Raw genomic sequence first — 24,118 nt, forward strand, 5'->3', positions numbered from 1 at the left:
GGTCGGGTGAGTCATCCGGTGCCGGACAGGAGGGCCTGCCAGTCGGGGGCGGTGGTGAGGACGGTGAGCCGCTGGGTGGCGCGCGAGACGGCGACGTAGAGCGTGCGCAGTCCCGTCCGCGCGTAGTCCGCGATCTCCCCCGGCTCGACGATCAGCGCCGCGTCGAACTCCAGGCCCTTCGCCTCCAGGGCGTCGAGGACCTGCACCCGCTCGGGCAGGCCGGGCAGCGGCGGGGCCGGGCGGCCCACCGGCAGGATGACGCCGACGGTGCCCTCCACCGCGTCGGCCAGGGCCGCCGCCTCGGCGCGCACGGTGCCGTCGAGCTCCGGGACGTGGCGGATCACGGGGCGGTGGCCGGAGGCACGGACGGCGCGGGCCGGCCGGGCCTCGGGAACCGCCCGCGCCAGGACCCGCGCGGCCACGTCGGCGATCTCGACGGAGTTGCGGTAGTTGGTGGTCAGCTCGAACGCGTGACGCGGCCGCCGGCCGAGCGCGGTGTCCATGGCCTTGCGTGCGGCGGCGGAGTCCTCCCACGCGCTCTGGGCCGGGTCGGCCACGATCGTCCAGGTGGCCGTCCGGCCGCGCCTGCCCAGCATGCGCCACTGCATCGGCGACAGGTCCTGCGCCTCGTCGACGACGATGTGGGCGTACTCCACGGGGAGGTCCTCGTCCTCCTCGTCGTCACGGCGCATCGCCTGCTCGCGGCGCTCGACGTACGTGGTCAGCTCGCGCAGCGTCGGCTCGTCGTCGTCCTCGGTCTCCACGCGCTCACCGGTGAAGACGTTGACGCCGTCGATGACGAACGGGTCCTCCGCCTTGCGTCTCCGGCCGCGCGGCGGTCGTGGCGGCGGCCCCAGGATCGCGCCGGCCTCGTCGAGCAGCGCGATGTCGAGGTACGACCACGGGCCCTGCCAGGACTCCGCGAGCAGCCGGACCTGCCGGTCGTTCAGCGAGCGGCCGGCGGCGCGGCGCAGCCGGCCGGGGTCCGCGAGCGCGCGCAGCACCTCGGCCGGCCGGCGGACCGGCCACCAGGCACGCAGGAACTCGACGAAGCGACGCTCGTCGCGGACGTGCGCGGTGAACGCCGCGCGGGTCGTCCCGGGTGCGTCGTCCGGCCCGCCGACCTCGCAGAAACGCTCCCACAGCGCGCCGAGGAGCAGGTCGGCGGCGCGGGGGTAGGCGGTGTTGACCGAGCCGTGCGCGGTGCGGTGGACCTCGCGGCGGATGCCGTCCAGGGCCTCGCGCCGCAGCGTCACGACGACCCCGCGGTAGACGGTGCGGAGGGTGTCCGGGCTGCCCGGCGGGGCGTCCTGGACGGCCCGCCGCAGGACACGCGTCATCATGGTGGCGCCCTTGACGCGCGCGAGCTCCGGGGCGTCGTGGGCGGCCGCCTCCGCGCCGGTGACCAGGTCGCCGAGCGAGCGCAGGGTGGCGCCGCCCTCGCCCAGGGACGGGAGCACGCGCTCGATGTACGCGGTGAAGCGCGGGTTCGGGCCGAGGATGAGCACGCCGCGCGAGCCGAACCTGCGGCGGTGCCGGAACAGCAGGTACGCCACCCGGTGCAGGGCGACGGCGGTCTTGCCGGTGCCGGGGCCGCCCTGGACGATGACGGTGCCGTCGGCCGGGGCGCGGATCACCTCGTCCTGCTCACGCTGGATGGTGGCGACGATGTCGCGCATCGTCCCCTCCCGGCTGCGGGCCAGCGACGCGAGGAACGCCCCGTCACCGACGATCGTCAGGTCCGGCCGGGCACCGGGGATGAGCAGGTCGTCCTCCAGGTCGACGACCTTACGGCCCCGGCAGTGCAGCACCCGGCGGCGTACGACGCCCCGCGGGTCCTCGGGGGTCGCGCGGTAGAACGCCTCGGCCGCCGGAGCGCGCCAGTCGATGACGAGCGAGTCGTGCTCGCTGGTGCGGACGCCGACCCGCCCGACGTACAGCGTCTCGCCGCCGGCCAGGTCGAGCCGCCCGAAGACCAGGCCCTCCTCGGCGACGTCCAGCGCGTGGCTGCGAAGCGCCGCCTGGTGGACCATCGCGTCCCGGTCGACGAGCGACCCCCTGGTACCGGCCTGAGCCTGGCGGTAACCCTCTTCCAGCATCCGGCGAGCGCCCGCGCGCATCTCCTCGAGACGTGCGTAGGCTTCGTCGACGCGGGACTGTTCCGCGGCGATCTGCTCGTCCTTGACGGTCGGCACCATGGGCCAATTATCGGTGTGAAGCGCCGGAACCCCGTACCCTCGGCGGTGCGTGGCATCAACAGGAGGTGATCACGGTCGAGTCCGCGCGGAGCCGTAGGCACATCATCTTGAGCGTCCTGACGGCCCTGCTGACCGTGATCGTCGGTGGGGTGCTCGCCGACCACTTCGTCCTCCAGGCGGAGTGGTGGCAGGTGAATCGCACCGTCACGAACGCGCCGCGGCCGCCGCTGGCCGATCTGGGGCCGCCGGCGGCGCCGTTGACCACAAGCTGGCAGCTCAGCACGCCCGTCGGCGACAGCGACCTGCCCGCCTACGACCGGGTGGCGTACTCCATCGTGGACGGCCAGCTCGTCGTCGTGTCCGGGCGCGGCCTCGACGTACGGGACGCGCGCACCGGCCAGGAGCGCTGGCACTACCACCGCGCCGAGTGGTCGATGCTCGGCTGGGCGCGCACCGTCGGCGCCGGCCGCCGGACGGTCCTCGTCGCGTACCTCGAACGCACCGGGCACCGCGGCAACCGTCTCATGGTCGGCCTGGACGCGGTGAGCGGCACGCTGCTGTGGCGGCAGCGGGGTGACGTGCCCGCCACGACCGACCGGACGACGCTGCGCTGGCCGGCCGCCGGGGGAGTGGTGTTCGTCACCGAGGACGGGCGGCACACGCTGTACGGCCGGTCGGCGCAGACGGGCCGGCTGCTGTGGCGGAAGCGGCTCCCGCACGGCTGCCTGCTGCCGGAGGCGGTGCCGCACGCCTCCGACAGCAGCGAGAGCATCGCGGCGTTCAGCATCGACTGCGGCGCCGCCGACCGGATCCTGGTCGTCGACCCGGTCAAGGGGCACACGGAGTTCACCGTCCTCACCCGGAACACCGCGCGTTCGGCGCTCGCGGTCGGCGGGGACGTCACGGTCGTCTTCGACGGCTCGTCGCTGCAGGCGTTCGACCGGAGGGGGCACGTCTTCCTGAATCGCGCCGGTCAGGACCTGTGCCGGGACATGTGCCCGATCGCGGTGACCGCGGGTCATCTGCTGGTCGCCTACGAGATCGGGCGGCGGCCCCAGGACGCCACGCCGGTGCGCCGCCTGGAGTCGGTGGACATCGCGTCGGGGTCGTCGTCCTGGCATCGGGACATGCCCGGCTACAGCGCCCTGTCGGTCGCGGGCGGGCTGGTGTACGGGCTGCGGTCGCGGCTCGCCGATCCGCTGCTGCCCGCCGGGATGGACGTCATCGACCCGGTCAGCGGGCACGGCACGACAGTGCCGATCCCCGTCGTCCTGCGGGCGGGTCTGGACGGCGTACGGCCCTGGCTCGCCGCGGGCGGCGGGCTCCTGTACGTCGCCGCGCCGGCGGCGCGCCCCCGCCCGTTCGGCGCGGCCCGGCTGGTGGCCCTGCGCGGCGGCCTGCGCGGTGCGGGCCCTCCCGAGCTGGCCGGCGTACCGGCCCGCCAGTGGCCGGACGCCTGCTCCCTGCTGCCCAAGCGCGACCTGCCGCGGGGGTACTCCGGCGAGGCGGCGTCGGCCGCCGTCGACGGTCTGCGCCTGCCCGCGGGCTGTGTCTTCCGGCCGCGTCGTGCGCGCGGCCGGGCCCCCGACGGGCCGGAGCGGGAGGCCGGGGCCCTGTCGGTCACCGTGCAGTGGGTCGCTCCGGACACGCCTGCCGCGAAGGTGCTGTTCGCCGCCGCCCGTGACACGCAGAACGGCGCCCGGGACCGGGTGCGCGCCGGCGACGAGGCGTACGCGGTCGGCACCTCGTCGGGCACGGTCGTGATGCGGGTCGGGCGGACGATCGTGACCGTCAGCTCCGGCCTGCCCGACACGGCTACGCGGCTGGCCACCGTGATCGCCGCGCGCCTGTCCGCCGCGGCCTAGACGACGCCTGGACCCAGCCCGCACGCCGCCTGGACGCGCCTGCAGCGCCTGCAGCGCCTGCACGCCGTCTACACTCCGGCCCACTCCTCCAGCTGGGCGACGAACAACCGGCCCTGTTCGGGCCAGTGAAACCGCGCGCGGGCCGCCTCGTGACCGCGCTTGCCCATCTCCCGCCGCAGCTCCGCGTCGTCGCGCAGCCGCCGGACCGCCGCCGCGGTCGCCGCGGGGTCCTCGTACGGCACGACGAGGCCGCAGCCCGCCTCCTCGACGATGCGGGCGGCGATCGGGTTCGGCGTGCTGACGACGGGGATCCCGCGTGCCATGTACTCGACGACCTTGGTGGGCATCGAGTGCCGGTAGTTCGGCGTGTCGTGCAGGAGCGACAGGCCCGCGAGGGCGCCCTCCGCCAAGCGCAGCGCCCGGTCGTTCGGCACGAACCCGTACCACCGGAGGAGCCCCTCCCGCTGCGCGTCGCGCAGCAGGGGCCGGACGTCGGCGTCGGCGCCGCCGACCAGGTCGAGCGTGATCCCGTCGGCGTGCACGAGCCGGGCCAGCTCGATCAGGTCGTTCACGCCGCGGGCGAACGAGAGCTGCCCGACGTAGATGATCCGGTCGTCCCCCGGCGGGGCCGGCGGCAGTTCGGGGACGTGGGTGGTGTTCGGCACAACCGGGTGCGGGCGCCGGAACCGGTCGCGGTAGCCCTCCTCCGCCAGCAGCAGCTTCAGCCGCCGTTCGGCGCGGCGTTCGACCCGGTGTACGGCGAACCGCAGCGGGACGCGCAGCGGCGCGGGCAGCCAGCCCTTGGCGCCCAGGGCCGCCGCAGTGTCCTCGTGCACGTCCCAGACCGTGCGCGACCGGAGCCGGCGCGGCACCGCGAGCAGCAACTCGGGGTCGTGCAGCAGGAGGAGGTCGGCGTCCTTCGCGTGCGCGGCGAGGACGCGCCGCGCCCTGCGCAGCGCGTGAAGCCGGTTCCGGCCGGTCGCCCGCGGCACGTCGAGCGGATCGACCTCCGGCCAGGGCGTCACATTACAGGCGCGGAACGGCGCCACATAGGTCACGTCGTGTCCGGCGTCCAGAAGCGCACGGATCTGCCGATGCAGAATTCGCGCGTCCTCCGGGTGGTGCACGACGGTGCACACGAATATCCGCATCTTAATTTCCGGTGAATTCCACGTCACAGCAATTCGACGCGTTCGGCGGCCGTCTCATCGAGGCGGCGTGTCGCGCCGCGGGTGTCGAACAGCAGCCGCGCGTGCCGGGTGAGGCTCTCCGGGTCGTACTCCCGGTGGTCGGTGAGGACGATCACGAGGTCGGCCTCCGCGAGCGCCGTGTACAGCACGCGGGCGCGCGGCACCGGTTCGCCGTCGACCTCCCAGGACTCGACGTGCGGATCGTGGAAGCTCAGGTCGGCGCCCATCTTCCGCAGCCGCCGGGCGACCGGGCGGGCGGGCGACTCGCGCTGGTCGGCGATGTCCGGCTTGTACGTCACGCCGAGGATGAGCACCTTGGCGCCCTTCATCGCCAGGCCCTCGCGGTTGAGCAGGGCCTGCGCGCGCTCGACGACGTACCGCGGCATCCGGTCGTTGATCTCCTGGGCCAGCTCGACGAAGCGGAATGGGTAGCCGAGGGACCGCACCTTGTACGACAGGTAGTTCGGGTCGATCGGGATGCAGTGCCCGCCGACGCCGGGGCCCGGGTAGAACGCCTGGAACCCGAACGGCTTCGTGGCGGCGCAGGCGATCGAGTCCCACAGGTCGATGCCCAGCTCGTTGCAGAACACCGCCATCTCGTTGACCAGCGCGATGTTGACGTGCCGGTAGGTGTTCTCCAGCAGCTTGGCCATCTCGGCCTCGCGGGTGCCCTTGGCCTGCACGACGTGCTCGACGAACTTGCCGTAGAACGCGGCCGCGGCGTGCGCGCAGGACGGCGTCAGGCCGCCGACGATCTTCGGGGTGTTGTGCACGCCGTACACCGGGTTGCCCGGGTCGATCCGCTCAGGGGAGAACGCCAGGTGGAAGTCCTCGCCCGCGACCAGGCCGGACTCCTCCAGGATGGGCCGGACGACCTCCTCGGTGGTACCGGGGTACGTCGTCGACTCCAGGACCACGAGCGTGCCGGGGTCCAGATGCCGCGCGACGGTCTGCGCGGCGGACCGGACGGCCGTCAGGTCCGGGCCGCCGTCGTTCGACAGCGGCGTCGGCACGCAGATCACGATGGTGCGCGCCCCGTCGAGGATGTCCTCGTCCCGGGACGGCGTGAAGCCGGCGGCGAGCATCCGCTCGACGTCCTCGGCGCTCACGTCGTCGACGTGGGACAGGCCGGCCTTGAGCCCGGCGACGACACGGGCGTCGCGGTCCAGCCCGCCGACCCGGAGGCCGGCGCGGCCGGCCTCCCGCACGAGCGGGAGGCCGACGTAGCCAAGTCCGATGACCACCAGATCCACCAGTGGCTCCCTTCAGGATGCTGCGGAGGCGAGGTCCCGGTAGGCGCCGAGACAGCGGGCGGTGACGGCCCGCCAGGTGCGGTTCGCCGCGACCCATTCCCGGGCCGCCTGCCCGATTTCGCCGCGTAGCTCCGGACTGTAAATGAGCTGGTCCAGACAATTCGCCCATGCTTCCGGGTCTTCTGGAAGAGTTAACGTGCCGGTCACGCCGGGTTCGATGATTTCGCGAAGCGCTTTGACATCACTTGCTATCACCGGGATTCCCGCTGCCATCGCCTCCAGCGGTTTCAGCGGAGTCACCAGCTGGCACACCCGGTCCGCCCGCCGCGGGACCGCGAAGACATCGAGGACTGCGTGATACCGACGTACCTGATCGACCGGCACCCGGCCGGTGAAGATCGCCGGGACATCGAGCTCGGCGGCCCGGCGTTCCAGCGCCGGCCGCTCGGGTCCGTCGCCGACGAGCAGGAGTGTGAAGTCGCGCCGCAGCGCCGCCGCCTCGATGAGCGTGTCGATGCCCTCGAAGCCGTAGAACGTCGAGGTGAGGCCGACGACGACCTCGCCCTCGGCGATGCCGAGGTCGGCCCGCAGCTTCCCGCCGTCCGGCAGCGGCTCCAGGAACGTGTCGTCGACGGCGTTCGGCACGACGAGCACGTCGCCGACGCCGCCGCGTCCCAGGATCTCGGCCCGCATCGCCTCGCCGAGCGTCACGACCAGGTCGGCGTCGCGCATCCGGGCCGTCTCCAGCTCGCGGGTGAGCCGGTAGAACTCGTCCTCCGTCGAGCGCGCCGGGTCGCGCGACAGCCAGGAGTCCTCCAGGAAGCCGCGGACCTCGTACACCACCGGCAGGCCGTACCTGCGGCGCAGCTCCAGCGCGACGGCGGCGTTGAGGTGGTTGCTGGCGGCGTGCAGCACGGACGGGCGCAGCTCCTCGACGAGCCGTCCAGCCAGGTCGGCGGCCTTGCGCACCTCGCGTACCGGCCCCTTCGGCGGCGTCCACGGCAGCAGCCGGTGGTAGGGGATCCCATCGACCTCGCAGCGCGGCCGCGCGTCCCGGAGGCCCTGGGTCAGCGGGTAGCCGAGCCGCGTCACGACGTGCGGGTCCAGGCCGAGCTCGCGCTGCGCGGACACGACGCGGTGCGTCCGCACGGTGTACCCGGCCTGCGTGCGCGGCAGCGCGTTCGTGACCAGGTGCAGCACCGTCATCCGCGCCCCGGACGGGCGGGCGGGGACGGGACGCCCGGCCCGCGGCCTCACCTGAGCGGCGTCGTCGAGCAGCTCCCGCAGCTCCCGGGACTCACGGTCCTGACGCTGCGGGGCCGGCGCGGCGAGCGCGCGGAACCGCGTGCGCACCGGGCCGGGTGCCACGCGGAGCGCCAGCCGTACGGCCAGCCGGACCGCCCGGCGGGGATCGGCGCTCACGTGCCGCCACGCGAGCACCGACCAGAAGAAGAACATCTTGGCCACCTGCATGGCGGGCGAGGTTAGGGATCGTCCGTGAACGAAAGGGAAACGCAACTGTGATCTCGCATGTACTCGGCGCGCGGCCGAACTTCGTCAAGGCCGCGCCGGTGATCGCCGCGCTGTCCGGGACGGGCCGCGGGCAGCGGGTGATCCACACGGGTCAGCACTACGACGAGCGCATGTCGGAGGTGTTCTTCCGCGACCTCGGCCTGCCCGAACCCGACGTGAACCTGGAGGTCGGCTCCGGCAGCCACGCGGCCCAGACCGCCGCGATCATGGTGGCGCTGGAGAAGGAGTTCATCGAGCGTTCACCCGAGCTCGTCATGGTGTACGGCGACGTGAACTCCACCATCGCCGCCGCCCTCGTCGCGGCCAAGCTCCGCATCCCGGTCGCCCACGTGGAGGCGGGGCTGCGCAGCTTCGACATGACCATGCCGGAGGAGGTCAACCGCCGGCTCGTCGACCAGCTGTCCGACCTGTGCCTCGTGACGAGCCCGGAGGCGGTCGGCCACCTCGCCGCGGAGGGGGTCGCGGTCGAGCGGATCCACTTCGTCGGCAACCCGATGATCGACACGCTGCTCGCGCACCTGGACCGGTTCGACACCGGGGCCGTGCGGCGGGCGTACGACCTGCCCGAGCGGTACGTCGTCGCGACGCTGCACCGGCCCGCGAACGTCGACGACCCGGAGGTCGCGGCGGGCCTCGTGAAGCGGCTGCACGAGATCGCCGAACTCGTGGACGTGGTCATGCCGGTGCATCCGCGCGGCCGGAGGGTGCTCACCGAGGCCGGGCTGGACGCGCATCCGCGCGTCCGGCTGCTCGAGCCGCTCGGCTACGTCGAGTTCGTCGCGGCCGTCCGCGGCGCGGCCGCGGTCGTCACCGACTCCGGCGGCGTGCAGGAGGAGACGACGATCCTCGGCGTGCCGTGCCTGACGCTGCGGCCCAACACCGAGCGGCCGATCACGATCACGCATGGCACGAACCGGCTCGTCACCGCCGACGACGTCGTTCCCGCCGTCGCGGAGGCCCTCGCGGCCGGCCGTGGCGAGGGGGACCGCCCGCCGCTGTGGGACGGCCACGCCGGACCGCGCATCGCCCGCGTCGTGGAGGGATGGCTCGATGGCTGACCGGCAGGTGGCCCGGCTCAAGGCGGCGCTGGCCGACCGTGAGGCCCGGGTGAAGATCCTCGAAGCGCGGGTCGCGGCCCTGGAGGGCTCCACGTCCCTCAAGGTCGGCCGGGCCGTCACCGACGCCGCCCGCAGGCCAGGCAAGGGCGTCGTCCAGCTGCCGCGCGAGCTGTACCGCATGTGGCGGCACCGGGGCGCACCGAACGTCGTGACGTCCGTGGACGCCCGCGAGCGCCCGATGTTCACCGCGCGCGACGAGGACCGGCTCATCGCGGCGGCGCCCGCGACCGGCCTCGTCGTCGCGGGCGTGCTCGGCCCGGCCGCCGCGGAGGCTCTGGCGGAGGTCGCGCACGTCGTGCCCCTGATGCCGCACGACGCCGCGCTCGTCCTCGACACGACCGACGTCGACCTGGTGATCGTCGACGCCGCCGCGGGGCAGCCCGGCGGCCCGTGGGCCTACCTGGGCGTCCCGGGCGTCCCGGACCGCGACCGGGCGCTGCTCGCCCTGATGGGCGTCGCCCGCGACCGTGGCCGTCCCGTCGTGCTGGCCGGCTCCGCCCCGGCGATCGCCGGGTTCGGCTGGGACGCGACGGTTCCGCCCGGCACGCCGGTCGCCGAGGCGCTGCCGGGCCTGTGCGCCCGGTTCGGCATCGAAGAACTCCGATGATCCTGCGAGAAGGAGAACGCGTGCGCGCTCTCGTGTACGGCGACGTCGACCTGAACCTCATCGACGGGTCCGCGATCTGGGCCCAGGGGATGGTGCAGGCGCTTCAGGCCGCCGGCGTCGAGGTGACGCTGGTCCTCAAGGCCCCGGTGCGGACCGGGCGCCTCGTCGAGCCGCTCGAACGGCTGGCCGGGGTGACCGTACGGCGGCGGCCCGACGACGCGACCGCGTCGCTGACCGTCGAGGAGGCCGCCGGGCTGCTCACCGAGCTCGACGCCGAGCGGCCGTACGACCTCGTCGTCGTGCGCGGGAAGCGCCTCGCCGTACGGCTGACCGCGACGCCGCTGGCCGGGCGGCTGTGGACGTACCTCACCGACGTGCCGCAGACCGTCGCCGAGCTGGACGGGAAGACGCGCGGCGAGCTGGCGGCGGTCGCCAGGGCGTCGCGGTTCCTGCTCTGCCAGACCGAGGAGCTGCGCTGCCACCTGGAGGGCGTGCTGCACAAGGCGGCGGGCAAGTGCGTGCTGTTCCCGCCGGTCGTGGCGCTGCCGGAGGGCCTCGAACCCGCGGCGGACCGGACGCCCGGCCGGCCGCTGCGGCTCGTCTACACCGGCAAGTTCGCGCCGCGCTGGAACACCTACGAGATGACCGCGCTGCCGCGCCGCCTGGCCGCCCAGGAGGTCGACGCCGAGCTGCACATGATCGGCGACAAGATCCACCACGACCGGAAGGACCCGGGCTTCTCCCGCCGCATGCGGGTGGCCCTGGAGTCGACGCCCGGCCTGACCTGGCACGGCGGGCATCCGCGCGCCGAGGCCATGCGGGTCTCGGCCGGCTGCGACGTGGGGCTGTCCTGGCGCCATCCCGAGCTCGACGCGAGCCTTGAGCTGTCGACGAAGGTCCTGGAGATGGGGGCGCTCGGCCTGCCGGTCGTCCTCAACCGCACGCCGATGCACGAGAACCTCCTCGGCGCGGACTATCCGCTGTTCGCCGCCACCGAGGACGACGTCGTCGACGTCCTCGCGGCCGTGACCGACCCGGAGGTCTACGCGCTCGCCCGCCGCCGCTGCCTGGACGCGGCGCGGTCGTTCAGTCTCGACGCGGCGGCCGGCCGGCTCCGTACGTACCTGCGGCAGGCATTCCCGCCACCGCTGGGCGGCGGCGACGGGACCGGGGACAGAACGCGGATCGTCGTGGCCGGGCACGACCTGAAGTTCTTCACCCGGCTGCTCGACCACATCGGCGCGCTGCCGGACGTCGAAATGCGCGTCGACCGCTGGCCCGCCCTCGGCACCCACGACCCGGAGGTCAGCGCCGAACTCGCCGAGTGGGCCGACGTGATCATCTGCGAGTGGTGCGGCCCGAACGCCGTCTGGTACAGCGAGTGGCGCAAGAAGCACGGCCGCCCGGACCAGCGCCTCATCGTCCGGCTGCACCGCTTCGAGCTGTACGGGGCGTGGCCGGGCCGGCTCGACATCGACCTGATCGACCAGGTCGTCTGCGTCAGCCCGTCGTACGCGGAGCTGACGCGCAAGATGACCGGCTGGCCCGCCGAGAAGATCACCGTGATCCCCAACTGGGTGGACGTCGCGCAGTTCGACCGCGCCAAGCTTCCCGGCGCGGAGTTCCACCTCGGCATGATCGGGATCGCGCCCTGGCGCAAGCGCCTCGACTTGGCCGTGGACGTCCTGGAGGAGCTGCGCCGGCGGGACCCGCGGTTCACGCTGTTCGTGAAGTCGAAGCTGCCCTGGGACCTGCCGTGGATCTGGAACCGCACCGAGGAGCGGGAGGCGTTCGAGGCACTGTTCCGGCGGATCCGGCGGTCGCCGCTGCTGGCGCGCTCGGTCGTCTTCGACCCGGCCGGGCCGGACGTCGCCGCGTGGCTGCGCCGGATCGGCTTCGTGCTGTCCACCAGCGACGACGAGAGCTTCCACCTGGCGCCGGCCGAGGGCATGGCGTCCGGGGCGGTGCCCGCCCTGCTGCCCTGGCCGGGCGCGGACACCATCTACGACCGGCGCTGGATCCACGCGTCACCGCCCGCGATGGCCGAGGGGATCGCCGCGACGGTCGCGGAGGGCCGCTGGAACGAGGCGAGGGCGCAGGCCCGCGCGGAGGTCGCGCGATCCTACGCCCTCGATCTGGTCGGTGAGCGGTGGGTGGAGCTGCTCAGGCCCTCTTCGGCCGCCGCAGCGGCACGAACGCCCACGACATGTCCGGCTCCAGCGCCCAGTGCATGAGCTTGCGCACCGGCGGGGTGCAGAGCAGCGTCGCCACCACCGCGCCGGTCGCCGCGGTCAGCAGCACGCCGGGGATGGTGTGCAGGAACGACACGTCCCACCAGCCCATGTACTCCAGCAGCTTCGTCAGGAAGCCGTGCAGCAGGTAGGCGTACAGGGTGGCGGCACCGAGGTCGGTGAACCACGTCTGCTTCGCCGGGACGATGGTCAGGAACGCCGCGACCAGGACGGCCGCGGCGATCATGAGGCCCAGCCGCATGCCGGTGCCCATGAGGTTGCCGACGTGCATCGTGGAGTTCGGGCTGCGCCAGTACACCCACTCGGTCGTCATGTGCCGGTCGGCGACGAGGTAGGTGAAGACGAACCCGACCAGGAGCGTCAGCACGCCCAGCACCCGGGCCCTGGTCTGCTTGAGCAGGTCGAAGTGCTCCTGCTTGAGCATGAGACCCAGGACGTAGAACGGCACGAGGCCGATCGTCCGGTGCATCTCGAGCTCGTCCGGCAGGTCGCTCATGCCCGACAGCAGGGAGATCACCACGGCGACCAGCACCGGCCAGCGGATCTGCTGCCAGACCGGCGTGGACAGGCGCCACAGGAACAGCGCCATCAGGAACCAGGTGAGGTAGTACGGGTCGAGCAGGCTGATCTGGAAGTCGGAGTGACCGACCGCCCAGTGGTACGTGGAGTAGGCCGTCTCGAAGACGACGTACGGCACGCCCAGGTTGGTGAGCAGCTTGCGGGCCTTGCCTCCGGAGAACGTGAAGTTCCGGGAGAAGTAGCCGGTGATCACGATGAACACCGGCATGTGGAAGGTGTAGACGAACAGGTACAGGGCATGCGCGAACCGGACGTCGCGCAGGTTGACGATCGAGTGGCCCATCACGACCAGGACGATCGCCAGGAACTTGGCGTTGTCGAAGAACGGGTCCCGCCGGCGGCGCGTGCGGGACGCGGGCACGGCGGGCAGCGCCGGTGAGACGGCGTACAGGTCGGGGATCGTGGTGGCGACGGGGTTCAGCGGAGGTTGTTGTGCGGGGTGCGCTGTCGGCCAGGTCATGGGTTCCAGAGAGTGGAGACGGTGTTCCGGGCCCCGAAACCACGGGGGCGAGAAACGACCATACCGACAGTCGGAGGCACATGCAGGGCAACGGCCGAGGCTGTGAGGAACCTTTCAGTTACGCGCGGCCACCGCGTCACGGACGGCCACCGCGTTACGCGCGGCCGCCCGGCTCAGGACTTGTCGGAGCAGACGTCCGCGGCGGCGTTCACCGCGCCGGCGGCGCTCGAGGAGGGGATGTCGGTCGACTGTGAGGTCTTCAGGCCCTCCCAGTCCGGGCCGAGGACGAGGTCCACGCTGCCGGCCGGGGTGTCCTGCCCGGCGACCGGCTTGGCGTTCGGGACGACCTGGGCCAGGGCCGCGGCCTGCTGGTCGGCGCCGGTGCCGTAGCGCACCTCGGTCTTGGCCGGCTTCGCGCCGGTCAGGGTGCCGACCTTGACGACCTGGTAGCCGCGTGCCTTGAGCTGCTCCCCGGCCCGCCCGGCGAGGCCCGGGGTGGCCGTGCCGTTGAGGACCCTGACCGTGACCTGCGCGGGCTGGAGCTTGACCTTCTTGACCTTGGCGGGGGCCTGCACCTGGTTGTCGTTGCGGATCGCGGCGAACAGGTTGTCCGCGTCCGGCTGCTTCCACGCGATGCGGTTGGGGTCGGGGGCGTACGCCCCCCACGGCACGGTGATGAACTGGACCTTGCCCGCCGACATCCCCTGCACGCTGCCCGCGACCTTCTTCATCTCGTCGAGGCTGAAGTCCTTGTCGGTGGTGACCGACTTGGTCGCGGCGTCGAGGAAGCTCAGCAGTTTCGACGGGTTGGTCAGGGTGCCGTTGCTCGTCGCCTTCTTCACGACGGCGCCGAGGAACTTCTGCTGGCGCTTGATGCGGTCCGTGTCGGAGCCGTCGCCCAGGCCGTGGCGCGTGCGGACGTAGGCCAGCGCCTGCTCACCTTTGACGATGTGCCGCCCGGCGGACAGGTACAGCTTGCTGCTCTTGTCGGCGACACGTCTGGGGAGGCAGATCTCGACGCCGCCGAGGGCGTCCACGACGCGCTTGAAACCGGAGAAGTCGACCTTGACGAAGTGGTCGATGCGGATCTTCGTCAGCGCCTCGAGGGTCCGGATCGTGCAGGCGGCGCCGCCGTTGTTGAACGACGAGTTGATCATGGCGACGCTCTGCGCCGGGATGGTGCGGCCACTGCTCGTCTTGCAGGCGGGGATCGGCACCATCGAGTCCCGGGGGAAGCTGATGCCGATGGCCTTCTTCCCGCCCGGGGACAGGTGCAGCAGGATCATCGTGTCGGAGCGCTCGCCGACGTCCCTGCCGTACTTGGCGTTCGCGCCGTTCCGCTGGTCCGAGCCGATGAGGAGGACGTTCAGCGCGTTGTTGAGCTTGGGCGGGCGCTTCTTGCCCAGCTGCGCGGTGACGTCCTCGTGCTTGATGTTGCCTTCGAGCTTGCGGTACGCCGCGTACGCGGTCAGGCTCGTCCCGACGAGGACCACCGCCATCGCGATGGACGCCCAGCCGATGACGCGCCACCAGATCCCCCGCTTCGGCGGGGGGCCGGACGGGTAGTCCTGGTCCAGGTAGTCGTAGTCGCTGATCATGGCCCCATCGGCTAGGCAAAAGGCGTGGAACGGGCGATCCGGTCAGATCACGGATGTCACATGTTCTACTGAGATCCGGCGCTCCAAACCTGTTTCGTCAAGGTTTTGGCAGATTATTACTGATCCGTCGGCGGTCAAGGGTCCGAGCAGACCTCTCAGGAGACCTTCAGGTGTGTCGAAGCCCACAGTGGTGAGCACTCGCGCACCCTCCGGCGTGCCCAACGCGCGGGCCTCCGCGAGGAGTTCCGCCCCCGTCAGGACCCGCCCCGCGAACTCCACCACCGGGGCGTCCGGATCGAGGACGCCGCCGGAGAACCGGTCACCGTACGCCCGCACCTCCACCGCATAGTCGGTCACACCCGGCGGGCAGTCCGCCAGCGGCGCGCCGAGCGCGTGCAGGGACAGCCCGACGACCTCGGCGTCCGTGTCGGCCGCTTCGGACAGCCGGGCGGGCCCCGCCGCTACGATGTCGGCGTCGCCCGGGATGGCGCCGTCGCCCACCGGCACCGCCGTCAGCCCGGCCGACCAGCATGCGAACAGCCAGACGGCGGTCTGCCAGTGCCCCGGAAGGGCGAGGGCCACCCGTCCGGACGGTACCGCACCGAGTCCGTCGACCAAGAGGTTCGCGGTCTTGGCCACCCAGTTGTCGAACGTCTTCACCGACAGCTCGACACGTTCGCCGGTGGCGTCGTCGTAGAAGGTGACGAGCGGACGGGACGGGTCGGCGGCCAGGGCCCCGCGCAGGAGCTCAACGGGATGTGACATGAAAGTGAAGATTACGGCCACCCGGCCGTCAGGCTCCCGCGGCCGTTACTCTCCGGACTCGATGGACGACATCGACGGAGGACTCGGGGCGTCCCGGGCCGACCTCCTCCTCGCCCGCGTCACGGCCGCCCCGGCCCTGCTCCTGGCCTCCTGGCTCGTGGTCGCCCTGCCGCTGCTGATGGCTGGGATCCTCCGCCCGTGGGCGGCGATCCCGCTGTACGTGCCGGTGGCGGCGCTCGCGCTGTGGTTCGGCCTGCGGGCGGTACGGCCCTCCGGGCGGTCGGGCGGATCCCCCCGGTGGCCGGTGATCTGGCTCGTCGTCGTCGCGGCGGCGTTCGGCGCGCTGCAACTCGTGATGTGCTCCCAGCAGATCGTCGTGCGCCGCGACCCGGCGTCGTACTTCAACTTCGCGACCTGGCTGGCGCACCACGGCTCGCTGCCGATCCCGCAGACGCGGGGGGCGTTCGGCGGCGGAGACGGCGCGCTGACGTACGGCAGCCCCGCGTTCTACCAGCGCGGCGGCGTGCTGGTCCCGCAGTTCATGGCCGGCATGCCGCTGACCGTCACGCCGGGCGCCTGGATCGGCGGCCCGTACGCGACGCTGGCGATGATGCCGCTGATCGGCGCGCTGGCCCTGATCTCGTTCGCGGGCACGGCCGCCCGGCTGATCGGCCCGCGCTGGGCGCCCGTCGCCGCGCTCGCGCTCGGGCTGACCTGGCCGATGATGATGATCTCCCGGTCGATCTACAGCGAGACCGGGGCGCTGATCCTCCTGTTCGGAGGCGTGTCCCTGACGCTCGACGCGGTCCGCTCGGGCCGCCGCCTGCCGGCGCTCCTCGGCGGCCTGGCGCTGGGCCTGACGATCCTCGTGCGGATCGACGGGATCCGCGACGTGCTGCCGGTGGTGGCGTTCGCGGGATTGCTGCTGGCGCTGCGGCGGCGTGCCGGACTGCCGCTGGCGGCCGGGCTGACGGCCGGCGTCGGCGCGGGACTGCTCGAGGCCGTCGTGATGTCCCGGCCGTACCTGCACTACCTCAGCGCGTCGCTGCACCCGCTCCTGTACATCGCGGTGGCCGTGGTCGCGGCCACGGTCGTCGCCGGCCTGGCGATCCGCCGCTGGGGGCTGCCGGACCTCACCCGGTTCCGGCTGCCGGACCTGGCGCTCCCGGCGACCTTCGCGCTGCTGGCGTTCTTCGCCGCCCGCCCGATGCTGCAGACCGTGCGCCGGGTGCCGAACAACCCCGACGACCGGGTCAACGCCTCCTTCATCGCCGCCCTGCAGCGGTCCCAGAACCTGCCGCTCGACCCGAACCGCCAGTACTCCGAGCTGAGCCTGCACTGGGTCGCGTGGTACATCGGGATCCCGGCCGTCCTGCTGGCCGCCGTCGGCGCCGCGCTGGTCCTGCGCGACCTGCTGCTGCGGCGCCGCACCGCCTGGCTCCTGCCGTACGGGCTGATCGTCTGGACGACGGTGGCGACGCTCTGGCGGCCCGGCATCACCCCCGACCATCCCTGGGCGAGCCGCCGCCTGATCGGCATGGTGATCCCGGGCCTGCTGCTGTTCGCGCTGTGGGGCGTCGCCTGGGTGGCGCGTCAGGTCCGGCGGTTCGCCCCGGACCGCCGCGCCGTCGCGATCGGCGCGGCCGTCGCCGGCGCGCTGCTGATCCTGGCGCCGACCGCGTGGGCCTCGGCGCCGATGGCCGTGGTGCGGACGGAGGAACGCGAGGTGTCCCAGGCCCAGGCGATGTGCCGGGCGATCGGCCCGAACGCCTCGGTGCTCTTCGTCGAACGCGTCACCGGTGACCGGTTCGCCCAGCTCATCCGCGGGATGTGCGGCACGCCCACGGCCCGTGTCCGCATCACCCCCGGGTTCAAGACCCCGCCGGCGGCGGACGTCCGGCGGGTGGTGGGGAAGGTCGTCGCGGCGGGCCGCCGCCCGGTACTGCTCGGCGCGGACTCGATCGACGTGGCGCCGTACGGCACGGCCCGGCGGGTCTTCCACGTCCACACCCGCCGCGACGCGAGCACCCTGGTGTCACCGCCCCGGGGCACCTGGTCCCTGACGATCAACGTCTGGATGACCGATCCCGTGTACGGAGGGTGAACGTTGCGTACGCTTGGAACCGTGCACCGGAGTGGGCGACTATCCTCGCCGGGCGTGACTACCACGCCCCACGTGACGATCGTCCTGCCGTGTTACAACGAGCAGGACCATGTCATCGACGAGGTCGAGCGCATCTGCAAGGCGATGGACGCCAGCGGGCACACCTACGAGTTGCTGGCCGTGGACGACTGCTCGACCGATGAGACCCTCGCCCGGCTCGAGGCGGCGGCCCCGCAGTTCCCGAACATGCGGATCATGCCGTTCCACCGCAACGGCGGGTCGGGCACCGTCCGGCGGATCGGCTCCCAGCAGGCCCGGGGCGACATCGTCGTCTGGACCGACGCCGACATGACCTACCCGAACGAGCGGATCCCCGAGCTGGTCGACATCCTCGACCAGGACCCCACCGTCGACCAGGTGGTGGGCGCCCGCACCAGCGAGGAGGGCACCCACAAGGTCCTGCGGGTGCCGGCCAAGTGGTTCATCCGCAAGGTGGCCGAGCGGCTCGCCGGGCAGAAGATCCCCGACCTGAACTCCGGGATGCGTGCCTTCCGCAAGGACGTCGCCGAGCCCTACCTGAAGCTCCTGCCGCCCGGCTTCTCCTGCGTCACGACGATCACCCTGGCGTTCATGTCGAACCAGCACGACATCCGGTACGTCCCGATCGACTATTTCAAGCGGGCCGGCAGCTCGAAGTTCCACTTCGTGCATGACGCGTACCGGTACATCCTGCAGGTGCTGCGGATGGTGATGTACTTCAACCCGCTGAAGGTCCTGATGCCACTCGCGCTGTGGCTGCTGGGACTGGGCGTGGCCAAGGGCATCCTCGACATGGTCCTGCACCCGCTGCGGTTCGCGATCAACACGGTGCTGATCTTCGTGACCGGGCTGATCATCGCGTCGATGGCGTTGCTGGCCGACCTGATCGTGCGATCGCGGGGAGACACGTGAGGATCGCCGTCATCGGGCCCGCGTTCCCGTACAAGGGAGGCGGCGCCCACCACACGACCGAGCTGGCGCACCGGCTGGCCGCCGCCGGGCACGACGTGACCCTGGAGTCGTGGAAGGCGCAGTACCCGTCCTTCCTCTACCCGGGCGAGCAGACGATCGCGACGCCGGAGGGCGAGCCGTTCCCCGGCACCCGGCACGCGCTGGCCTGGTACCGCCCCGACGGCTGGCTGCGCACCGGCCGCCGCCTGCGCGCCCAGGACCTCGTGATCCTCGTGGTGCTCTCGCCCGTGCAGGTCCCGGCCTACCTCGGCATGCTGTTCGGCCTGGGCGGCCGGAACGGCCGGGGCCCGCGCGTCGTCGCGCTGTGCCATAACGTCCTGCCGCACGAGCGCAAGCCGTACGACGTGCCGCTCATGCGCCGGCTGCTGAAGGGCGCCGACGGCGCCCTGGTGCACTCCGCCCAGCAGGCGCAGCTCGCCCGCGACCTGGCGCCGGGCACGACGGTCCGCACGGCCGTGCTGCCCGCGCACCTGCCGACGCCGGGCCCGGGGGCCGGAGCGCGCCCGGGCGCGCCGGAGGGGCCCTGGAACCGCCTGCTGTTCTTCGGCATCGTCCGGCCGTACAAGGGCCTGGACGTGCTGCTGCGCGCGCTCGCGCGGGTGGACGACGTCGCCCTGACGGTGGCGGGGGAGTTCTGGGGCGGCACGGACGAGACCCGCGCGCTGATCTCCTCGCTCGGGCTGGAGGAGCGGGTGGAGCTGCGGCCCGGATACGTGCCGGCCGCCGAGGTCCCCGGGCTGTTCGCCCGCGCCGACGCCCTGGTCCTGCCGTACCGCACCGCGACGGCCTCGCAGAACGTCTTCATGGCCTATGAGCACGGCGTCCCGGTCATCGCCACCCGCGCCGGCACGCTCGCCGACCACGTCCGCGAGGGCGTCGACGGTGTCCTGTGCGAGCCGGGCGACGTCGACTCGCTCACCGACGCGCTGCGCCGGTTCTACGCGCCGGGCGAGCCGGCGCGGCTGCGGGCGGGAGTGCGGCCCGTCGACTCCGAGCCGCACTGGTCCGCCTACCTGGAGCAGCTCCTCACGACCGGCCCGCTCGTGACGAGCGGGACCGATGGTGAGGAGCGTACGGCGTAGTCCGAGCGATCAGCCGATGTGCGGCGTGATCTCCTTGAGGAGGGCGCGCTTCGGCTTGGCGCCGGTGATCTGCGCGACGACCTCGCCGCCCTTGAAGAGCAGGAGGGTCGGCAGGCCGAGCACGTTGTAGGTGTTCGGGGTCGCCGGGTTCGCGTCGTAGTCGAGCTTGGCGATCTTGAGCTTGCCGGCGTACTCGGCGGCGATCTCGTCCAGGACCGGCGCGATCATGCGGCACGGCCCGCACCACGACGCCCAGAAGTCCACCAGCACGGGCGTGTCGCTGGCCAGGACCTCCTGGTCGAACGTCGCGTCGGTCACGGTGATGGGTTCGGCGGCCACGGGAGCCATTATCTCTCCTTCCGGTGCGCCGCAGGAGGCGGCGTCGGGCAACACGCATCTCAAGGCCGGCGGCCCCGGCGATATTCCAGAGCGCCCGAGACTAGTCGACGGGCCGGCCGACCGGTTCGGCCTCGTCCTCGGCGAGGACCGGGTGCCGGGTGCCGAGGAGCACGGCGGCGCCCGCCCACGCGAGGTCGGCGACGGTCAGCACGACGCGGGAGGCGAGCGCGACGACGAGCGGCGCGCCGGCCGCCGGCAGCACCGGCCCGAGCGTCACGGTGAGCGCGGCCTCCCGCACGCCCACCCCGCTGGGGGCGATCACGATGATGAACCCCGCCGTGAACGCGAGGGCGTACGCCCCGGTGGCGAGGAAGAAGCCGTGGCCGCCGGACGCGCGCACGAGCAGCCAGGTGTGCGCGCCGAACAGCAGCCACCCCACCGCGGTCCAGGCCACCGCGCGGGCCATCGTGCCGAGCCCGGCGGTACGGGCCAGTGGGGGGCGCTTCACGAGCCGCAGCGCGCGGTTCAGCGCGAACGCCAGCACCCGCGGGTGCAGCATCGCGAGGAAGACCGGCGCGAGGATCAGCAGCCACCAGTAGCGGCGTGTGGCGTCCGGCGAGGTGAGCGGCAGCGTCACCGCGGCGACCGCGCATCCCGTGGCGATCGTGGTCGCCATCGACAGGACGCCGGCGCTCGCGCCGCGGTCGCGCGGCACCCGGTGCTCCTTGGCCAGCTCCATCTGGGCGACCAGCGCCCACACCGAGCCGGGGATGTACTTGCCGAGCTGGGAGACGAAGTAGACCCGCACCGCGGCCCGCAGCGGCAGCGGTGAGCCCAGGCCGGCCAGCAGGCGGCGCCAGGCGAGCATCCACGCGCCGAGGCCGAGCACGCCCGCCAGCAGCGCGGCGCCGGCGTACGGCCAGGACAGCCGGCTCAGCGCGTCGCGCGTGTCGTCCCAGCGGGCGAACAGGCCATAACCGCAGAAGCCGAGCGCGACGACGACCAGGGCGACGCGCGCCAGACGGCTCGCTCGCAAGCGGGAGATCACCCCGCCAGACTAGTCGGTACGCGCCGATGAACACTCGGTGATCAGCGGGTACCCGCCCCACCGGGGCCGTACAGTAGGGACGCGATGAAACTCAATGACGCGAAGGCCTTCGTCGGCCACCAGGTGCACGTCTGCCGCTTCCGTGAGGCCGGGACCCTCCTGCGCTGGATGGGCGACGACCTGCGCGGCAAACGGGTGCTCGACGTGGCGGGCGGCGACGGCTACTGGGCCGGGCAGGCCCGCAAGCGCGGCGCGTACGCCGTCTCGATCGACCTGGCGCGCGGCAAGATGCTCTACGGCCGGACGCTGAAGCACCCGCCGGCCCTGATCGAGTGCGACGCCCTCAAGCTGCCGTTCGCCGACGGCAGCTTCGACGCGGTCCTGTCGGTGTGCGCGATCGAGCACTTCGACGACGGCGGCACGGCCCTGGACGAGATGTCGCGGATCCTCAAGCCGGGCGGTGAACTTTTCATGTCCGCCGACGTGCTGAGCCGGTCCCGCGAGTGGCCCAAACTTCGCGCGGCGCACTGCGAGAAGTACCACGTGCAGCACACCTACACGCATGAGAGCCTCGGCGGCCTGCTGGCCGAGCGGAACATGGAGCTCGCCGAGTACTCCTACCAGTTCCGCAGCAAGACGACCGAGCGTCTCTACCTCTCCCTGTCGGCGTACGGCGGCCGGGTCGGGTTCAACGCCGCCGCGCCGCTCACGCCGCTGGTGGCGCTGGCCGACCGGCGCAGCCCGAACGACCGCGGCAGCATCATCCTGATCAAGGCGCGCAAGAAGGGCTGACGTCCCCCTGTCGGCGATCGATCGGCGTAGGCTTCCGATCGGGGAGTGATCCCGACCACATCGGCACCGAACGGAGGGGGTGACAGACACCGTGGTGCCTCGTGTGCTTGTCGACGCGACCGCCGTACCCGCCGACCGCGGGGCGCTCGGCCGCTACGTCGACGGGCTGATCGGCGCGCTGCACCGCGCGGATGCCGATCTGGCCGTCGTCTGCCAGCGGTCGGACGAGGAGCGGTACGCCAAGCTCGCGCCGAAGGCGCGGGTCGTGGCCGGTCCGCCCGCCATCGCGCACCGCCAGGCGCGCCTGGCCTGGGAGCAGTCGGGCCTGCCGCTCGTCGCCCAGCAGGTCGGCGCGCACCTCATCCACGCGCCGTACTACTCGATCCCGCTGCGCCCGGGCCTGCCGACCGTCGTCACGGTGCACGACATGGCCTACTTCACCGACCCGGAGGCGCACAACCCGGTCCGGACGACGTTCGTCCGGTCGGCGACGCGCACGGCCGTGCGGCGCGCGACGCGGGTGATCGTCCCGTCGAAGGCGACCCGCGACGAGCTCGTCCGGCTGCTCGGCGCGGATCCGACCCGGATCGACGTCGCCTACCACGGTGTCGATCACTCGATCTTCCATCCGCCGACCGCGGAGGAGCGGCGGCACGTCTCCGACCGGCTCGGCCTGCACGGGCGCCCCTACATCGCGTTCCTCGGCGCGCTGGAGCCGCGCAAGAACGTCCCGAACCTGATCCGCGGCTGGGTCCGCGCCGCGGAGGGCCTCGACGGCCCGCCCGCGCTGATCCTGGCCGGCAGCGGAGGCTGGGACGACGAGCTGGACGCCGCGCTGGCCGACGTCCCCGCCCACCTGAGGGTCATCCGCCCCGGCTACCTGCCGTGGCCGTCGCTGCCGGGCTTCTTCGCCGGGTCGCTGGCCGTGGCCCTGCCCAGCCGGGGTGAGGGGTTCGGCCTGCCGGTGCTGGAGGCGATGGCCTGCGGCGCCACCGTGCTCACCACCCACCGCGCCTCGCTGCCGGAGGTGGGCGGCGACGCCGTCGCCTACACCGACCCCGGCGTGGACGACATCGCGGCGGCGCTGCGGGCGCTGATCGACGATCCGGAGCGGCGGCGGCGCCTCGCGGAGGCGGCGCACGCGCGTTCCCGAGAATTCACCTGGGCTGCATCCGCCGAGGCCCATCTGGCGGCGTACCAGCGCGCCGTCGAACAGTAAGGTGGCTGGCCGGTACCGGATGAGGGAGGGGCGCCCTGGAAGCGATTCTGCTGGTCGGCGGTAAGGGCACGCGGCTGCGGCCGCTGACGATCTCGACGCCGAAGCCACTGCTGCCGACGGCCGGGGTGCCGCTGCTGGAGCACCAGCTGCGCAAGGCCGGCGCGGCGGGCATCCGCCGCGTCGTGTTCGCGACGTCCTACCGCGCCGCGATGTTCACCGAGGCGTTCGGCGACGGGTCGCGGTTCGGGCTGGAGCTGGTCTACGTCACCGAGGACGAGCCGCTGGGCACGGCCGGCGCCATCCGGAACGCCGCGGCCGAGCTGACCTGCGACGACGACAGCCCGGTCGTCGTGCTGAACGGCGACATCCTCTCCGGCCACGACCTGGTGTCCCAGGTCGCCATGCACGAGAAGTCCGACGCGGCCGTCACGATGCACCTGACCCTGGTCGACGACGCCCGGCGCTACGGCGCGGTGCCGACGACCTCGGAGGGCAAGGTCATCGAGTTCGTCGAGAAGTCCCCGAAGCCGCCGACGAACCAGGTGAACGCCGGCTGCTACGTCTTCCGCCGCTCGGCGATCGACGCGATCCCCACCGGCCGGGTCGTGTCGGTGGAGTACGAGACGTTCCCGCAACTGCTCGCCTCCGGCGAGACGATCATGGGATACGTCGAGGGCGCGTACTGGCTGGACGTCGGCACGCCGGCCGCGTTCGTGCAGGGCTCCTGCGACCTGGTGCTCGGCCGGATGGAGTCGCCCGCCGTACGGCCGGGCGGTGGCGTGCTGTTCCTCAACGGCTCGGTGGTCGCCCCGGAGGCCGCCGTCTCCGGCGGCACGACCGTCGGCGCGGGGGCCGTGGTCGAGTCGGGTGCGACCGTGGAGTCCAGCGTGCTGTTCGACGGCGCCGTCGTCGAGCGCGGGGCGCGGGTGTCGCGGTCGGTGCTCGGCCGGGGCGCGCGGATCTGCGCGGGCGCGGTCGTGTCGGACGCCGTGATCGGCGACGGGGCGATGGTCGGCCCGGGCAACGAGCTGCGGGACGGCCTGCGCCTGTGGCCGGGCGTGCAGCTGCCGGAGACGGCCGTGCGGTTCTCCTCCGACGTGTAGGA

Annotated in this window: 19 protein-coding genes; 10 read left to right on the forward strand and 9 right to left on the reverse strand. The window is 72.7% G+C overall.

Annotation, left to right across the window (positions count from 1 at the left end):
* Nucleotides 1–11 precede the first annotated feature (11 nt).
* Nucleotides 12–2,198, reverse strand: a complete 2,187-nt coding sequence (locus tag NE235_RS34635; protein WP_252810658.1) for a HelD family protein — start codon at nt 2,196–2,198, stop codon at nt 12–14.
* Between the two features lie 107 nt (nt 2,199–2,305).
* On the opposite strand from NE235_RS34635, the gene NE235_RS34640 reads away from it, so the two are divergent.
* Nucleotides 2,306–4,063, forward strand: a complete 1,758-nt coding sequence (locus NE235_RS34640) for an outer membrane protein assembly factor BamB family protein (protein WP_252810660.1) — start codon at nt 2,306–2,308, stop codon at nt 4,061–4,063.
* A gap of 68 nt (nt 4,064–4,131) precedes the next feature.
* Here NE235_RS34640 and NE235_RS34645 read toward each other — a convergent pair whose 3' ends face one another.
* Genes NE235_RS34645 through NE235_RS34655 form a run of 3 tightly spaced genes read right to left on the reverse strand, consistent with a single transcriptional unit; the run spans nt 4,132 to nt 7,979 of the window.
* Nucleotides 4,132–5,214: a glycosyltransferase gene (locus tag NE235_RS34645; RefSeq protein WP_252810662.1), complete on the reverse strand. Its 1,083-nt coding sequence runs from the start codon at nt 5,212–5,214 to the stop codon at nt 4,132–4,134.
* A gap of 23 nt (nt 5,215–5,237) precedes the next feature.
* Nucleotides 5,238–6,506, reverse strand: a complete 1,269-nt coding sequence (locus NE235_RS34650) for a nucleotide sugar dehydrogenase (protein ID WP_252810671.1) — start codon at nt 6,504–6,506, stop codon at nt 5,238–5,240.
* Nucleotides 6,507–6,518: 12 nt separating this feature from the next.
* Nucleotides 6,519–7,979, reverse strand: a complete 1,461-nt coding sequence (locus NE235_RS34655; protein WP_252810674.1) for a glycosyltransferase family 4 protein — start codon at nt 7,977–7,979, stop codon at nt 6,519–6,521.
* Nucleotides 7,980–8,029: 50 nt separating this feature from the next.
* On the opposite strand from NE235_RS34655, the gene wecB reads away from it, so the two are divergent.
* From wecB to NE235_RS34670, 3 genes are read left to right on the forward strand one after another with little or no spacing between them, the layout of a single operon-like run.
* The gene (wecB, locus tag NE235_RS34660) at nt 8,030–9,097 is read left to right on the forward strand and encodes a non-hydrolyzing UDP-N-acetylglucosamine 2-epimerase (RefSeq protein WP_252810733.1); all 1,068 of its coding nucleotides are present in this window, start codon (nt 8,030–8,032) and stop codon (nt 9,095–9,097) included.
* The gene (locus tag NE235_RS34665) at nt 9,090–9,764 is read left to right on the forward strand and encodes a hypothetical protein (RefSeq protein ID WP_252810676.1); all 675 of its coding nucleotides are present in this window, start codon (nt 9,090–9,092) and stop codon (nt 9,762–9,764) included. Before wecB ends, NE235_RS34665 begins: the two co-directional genes overlap by 8 nt.
* Entirely contained in the window at nt 9,761–11,998 is a 2,238-nt protein-coding gene (locus NE235_RS34670; RefSeq protein ID WP_252810677.1) for a glycosyltransferase, read from the forward strand. Before NE235_RS34665 ends, NE235_RS34670 begins: the two co-directional genes overlap by 4 nt.
* Here the strand turns inward: NE235_RS34670 and NE235_RS34675 are convergent.
* From NE235_RS34675 to NE235_RS34685, 3 genes are all read right to left on the reverse strand, one after another.
* Complete coding sequence (locus NE235_RS34675) at nt 11,928–13,055, reverse strand: acyltransferase family protein (protein ID WP_252810679.1); 1,128 nt, start codon at nt 13,053–13,055, stop codon at nt 11,928–11,930. The two genes, NE235_RS34670 and NE235_RS34675, sit on opposite strands and share 71 nt — an antisense overlap.
* 173 nt (nt 13,056–13,228) lie before the next feature.
* Nucleotides 13,229–14,653: an LCP family protein gene (locus NE235_RS34680; RefSeq protein ID WP_252810681.1), complete on the reverse strand. Its 1,425-nt coding sequence runs from the start codon at nt 14,651–14,653 to the stop codon at nt 13,229–13,231.
* A gap of 42 nt (nt 14,654–14,695) precedes the next feature.
* Nucleotides 14,696–15,418, reverse strand: a complete 723-nt coding sequence (locus NE235_RS34685; RefSeq protein WP_252810683.1) for a TIGR03089 family protein — start codon at nt 15,416–15,418, stop codon at nt 14,696–14,698.
* A gap of 61 nt (nt 15,419–15,479) precedes the next feature.
* On the opposite strand from NE235_RS34685, the gene NE235_RS34690 reads away from it, so the two are divergent.
* From NE235_RS34690 to NE235_RS34700, 3 genes are read left to right on the forward strand one after another with little or no spacing between them, the layout of a single operon-like run.
* The gene (locus NE235_RS34690) at nt 15,480–17,522 is read left to right on the forward strand and encodes a hypothetical protein (RefSeq protein ID WP_252810685.1); all 2,043 of its coding nucleotides are present in this window, start codon (nt 15,480–15,482) and stop codon (nt 17,520–17,522) included.
* Nucleotides 17,523–17,576: 54 nt separating this feature from the next.
* A complete protein-coding gene (locus NE235_RS34695) occupies nt 17,577–18,473 on the forward strand; it encodes a glycosyltransferase family 2 protein (RefSeq protein ID WP_252810687.1) in 897 nt (298 codons plus the stop codon).
* Nucleotides 18,470–19,615, forward strand: coding sequence for a glycosyltransferase family 4 protein (locus tag NE235_RS34700; protein ID WP_252810689.1), 1,146 nt, complete (start codon nt 18,470–18,472; stop codon nt 19,613–19,615). Before NE235_RS34695 ends, NE235_RS34700 begins: the two co-directional genes overlap by 4 nt.
* A 9-nt stretch (nt 19,616–19,624) precedes the next feature.
* On the opposite strand, the gene trxA is transcribed toward NE235_RS34700, so the two are convergent.
* Both trxA and NE235_RS34710 read right to left on the reverse strand, forming a co-directional pair.
* The gene (trxA, locus tag NE235_RS34705) at nt 19,625–19,963 is read right to left on the reverse strand and encodes a thioredoxin (protein ID WP_252810691.1); all 339 of its coding nucleotides are present in this window, start codon (nt 19,961–19,963) and stop codon (nt 19,625–19,627) included.
* Nucleotides 19,964–20,054: 91 nt separating this feature from the next.
* Nucleotides 20,055–20,990: a lysylphosphatidylglycerol synthase transmembrane domain-containing protein gene (locus NE235_RS34710; protein WP_252810693.1), complete on the reverse strand. Its 936-nt coding sequence runs from the start codon at nt 20,988–20,990 to the stop codon at nt 20,055–20,057.
* A gap of 96 nt (nt 20,991–21,086) precedes the next feature.
* Between NE235_RS34710 and NE235_RS34715 the strand changes: the two genes are divergently transcribed.
* The 3 genes from NE235_RS34715 to NE235_RS34725 all read left to right on the forward strand — a co-directional run bounded on the left by NE235_RS34715 (nt 21,087) and on the right by NE235_RS34725 (nt 24,116).
* Nucleotides 21,087–21,794: a class I SAM-dependent methyltransferase gene (locus NE235_RS34715; RefSeq protein WP_252810694.1), complete on the forward strand. Its 708-nt coding sequence runs from the start codon at nt 21,087–21,089 to the stop codon at nt 21,792–21,794.
* 94 nt (nt 21,795–21,888) lie between these two features.
* Nucleotides 21,889–23,013 (forward strand): glycosyltransferase family 4 protein, encoded by a 1,125-nt coding sequence (locus NE235_RS38505; RefSeq protein WP_252810696.1) that lies wholly within the window; start codon nt 21,889–21,891, stop codon nt 23,011–23,013.
* Nucleotides 23,014–23,063: 50 nt separating this feature from the next.
* Complete coding sequence (locus tag NE235_RS34725; RefSeq protein ID WP_289849651.1) at nt 23,064–24,116, forward strand: mannose-1-phosphate guanylyltransferase; 1,053 nt, start codon at nt 23,064–23,066, stop codon at nt 24,114–24,116.
* Nucleotides 24,117–24,118 lie beyond the last annotated feature (2 nt).

This window comes from Actinoallomurus spadix (genome assembly GCF_024055725.1).
Lineage (GTDB): Bacteria > Actinomycetota > Actinomycetes > Streptosporangiales > Streptosporangiaceae > Actinoallomurus > Actinoallomurus spadix.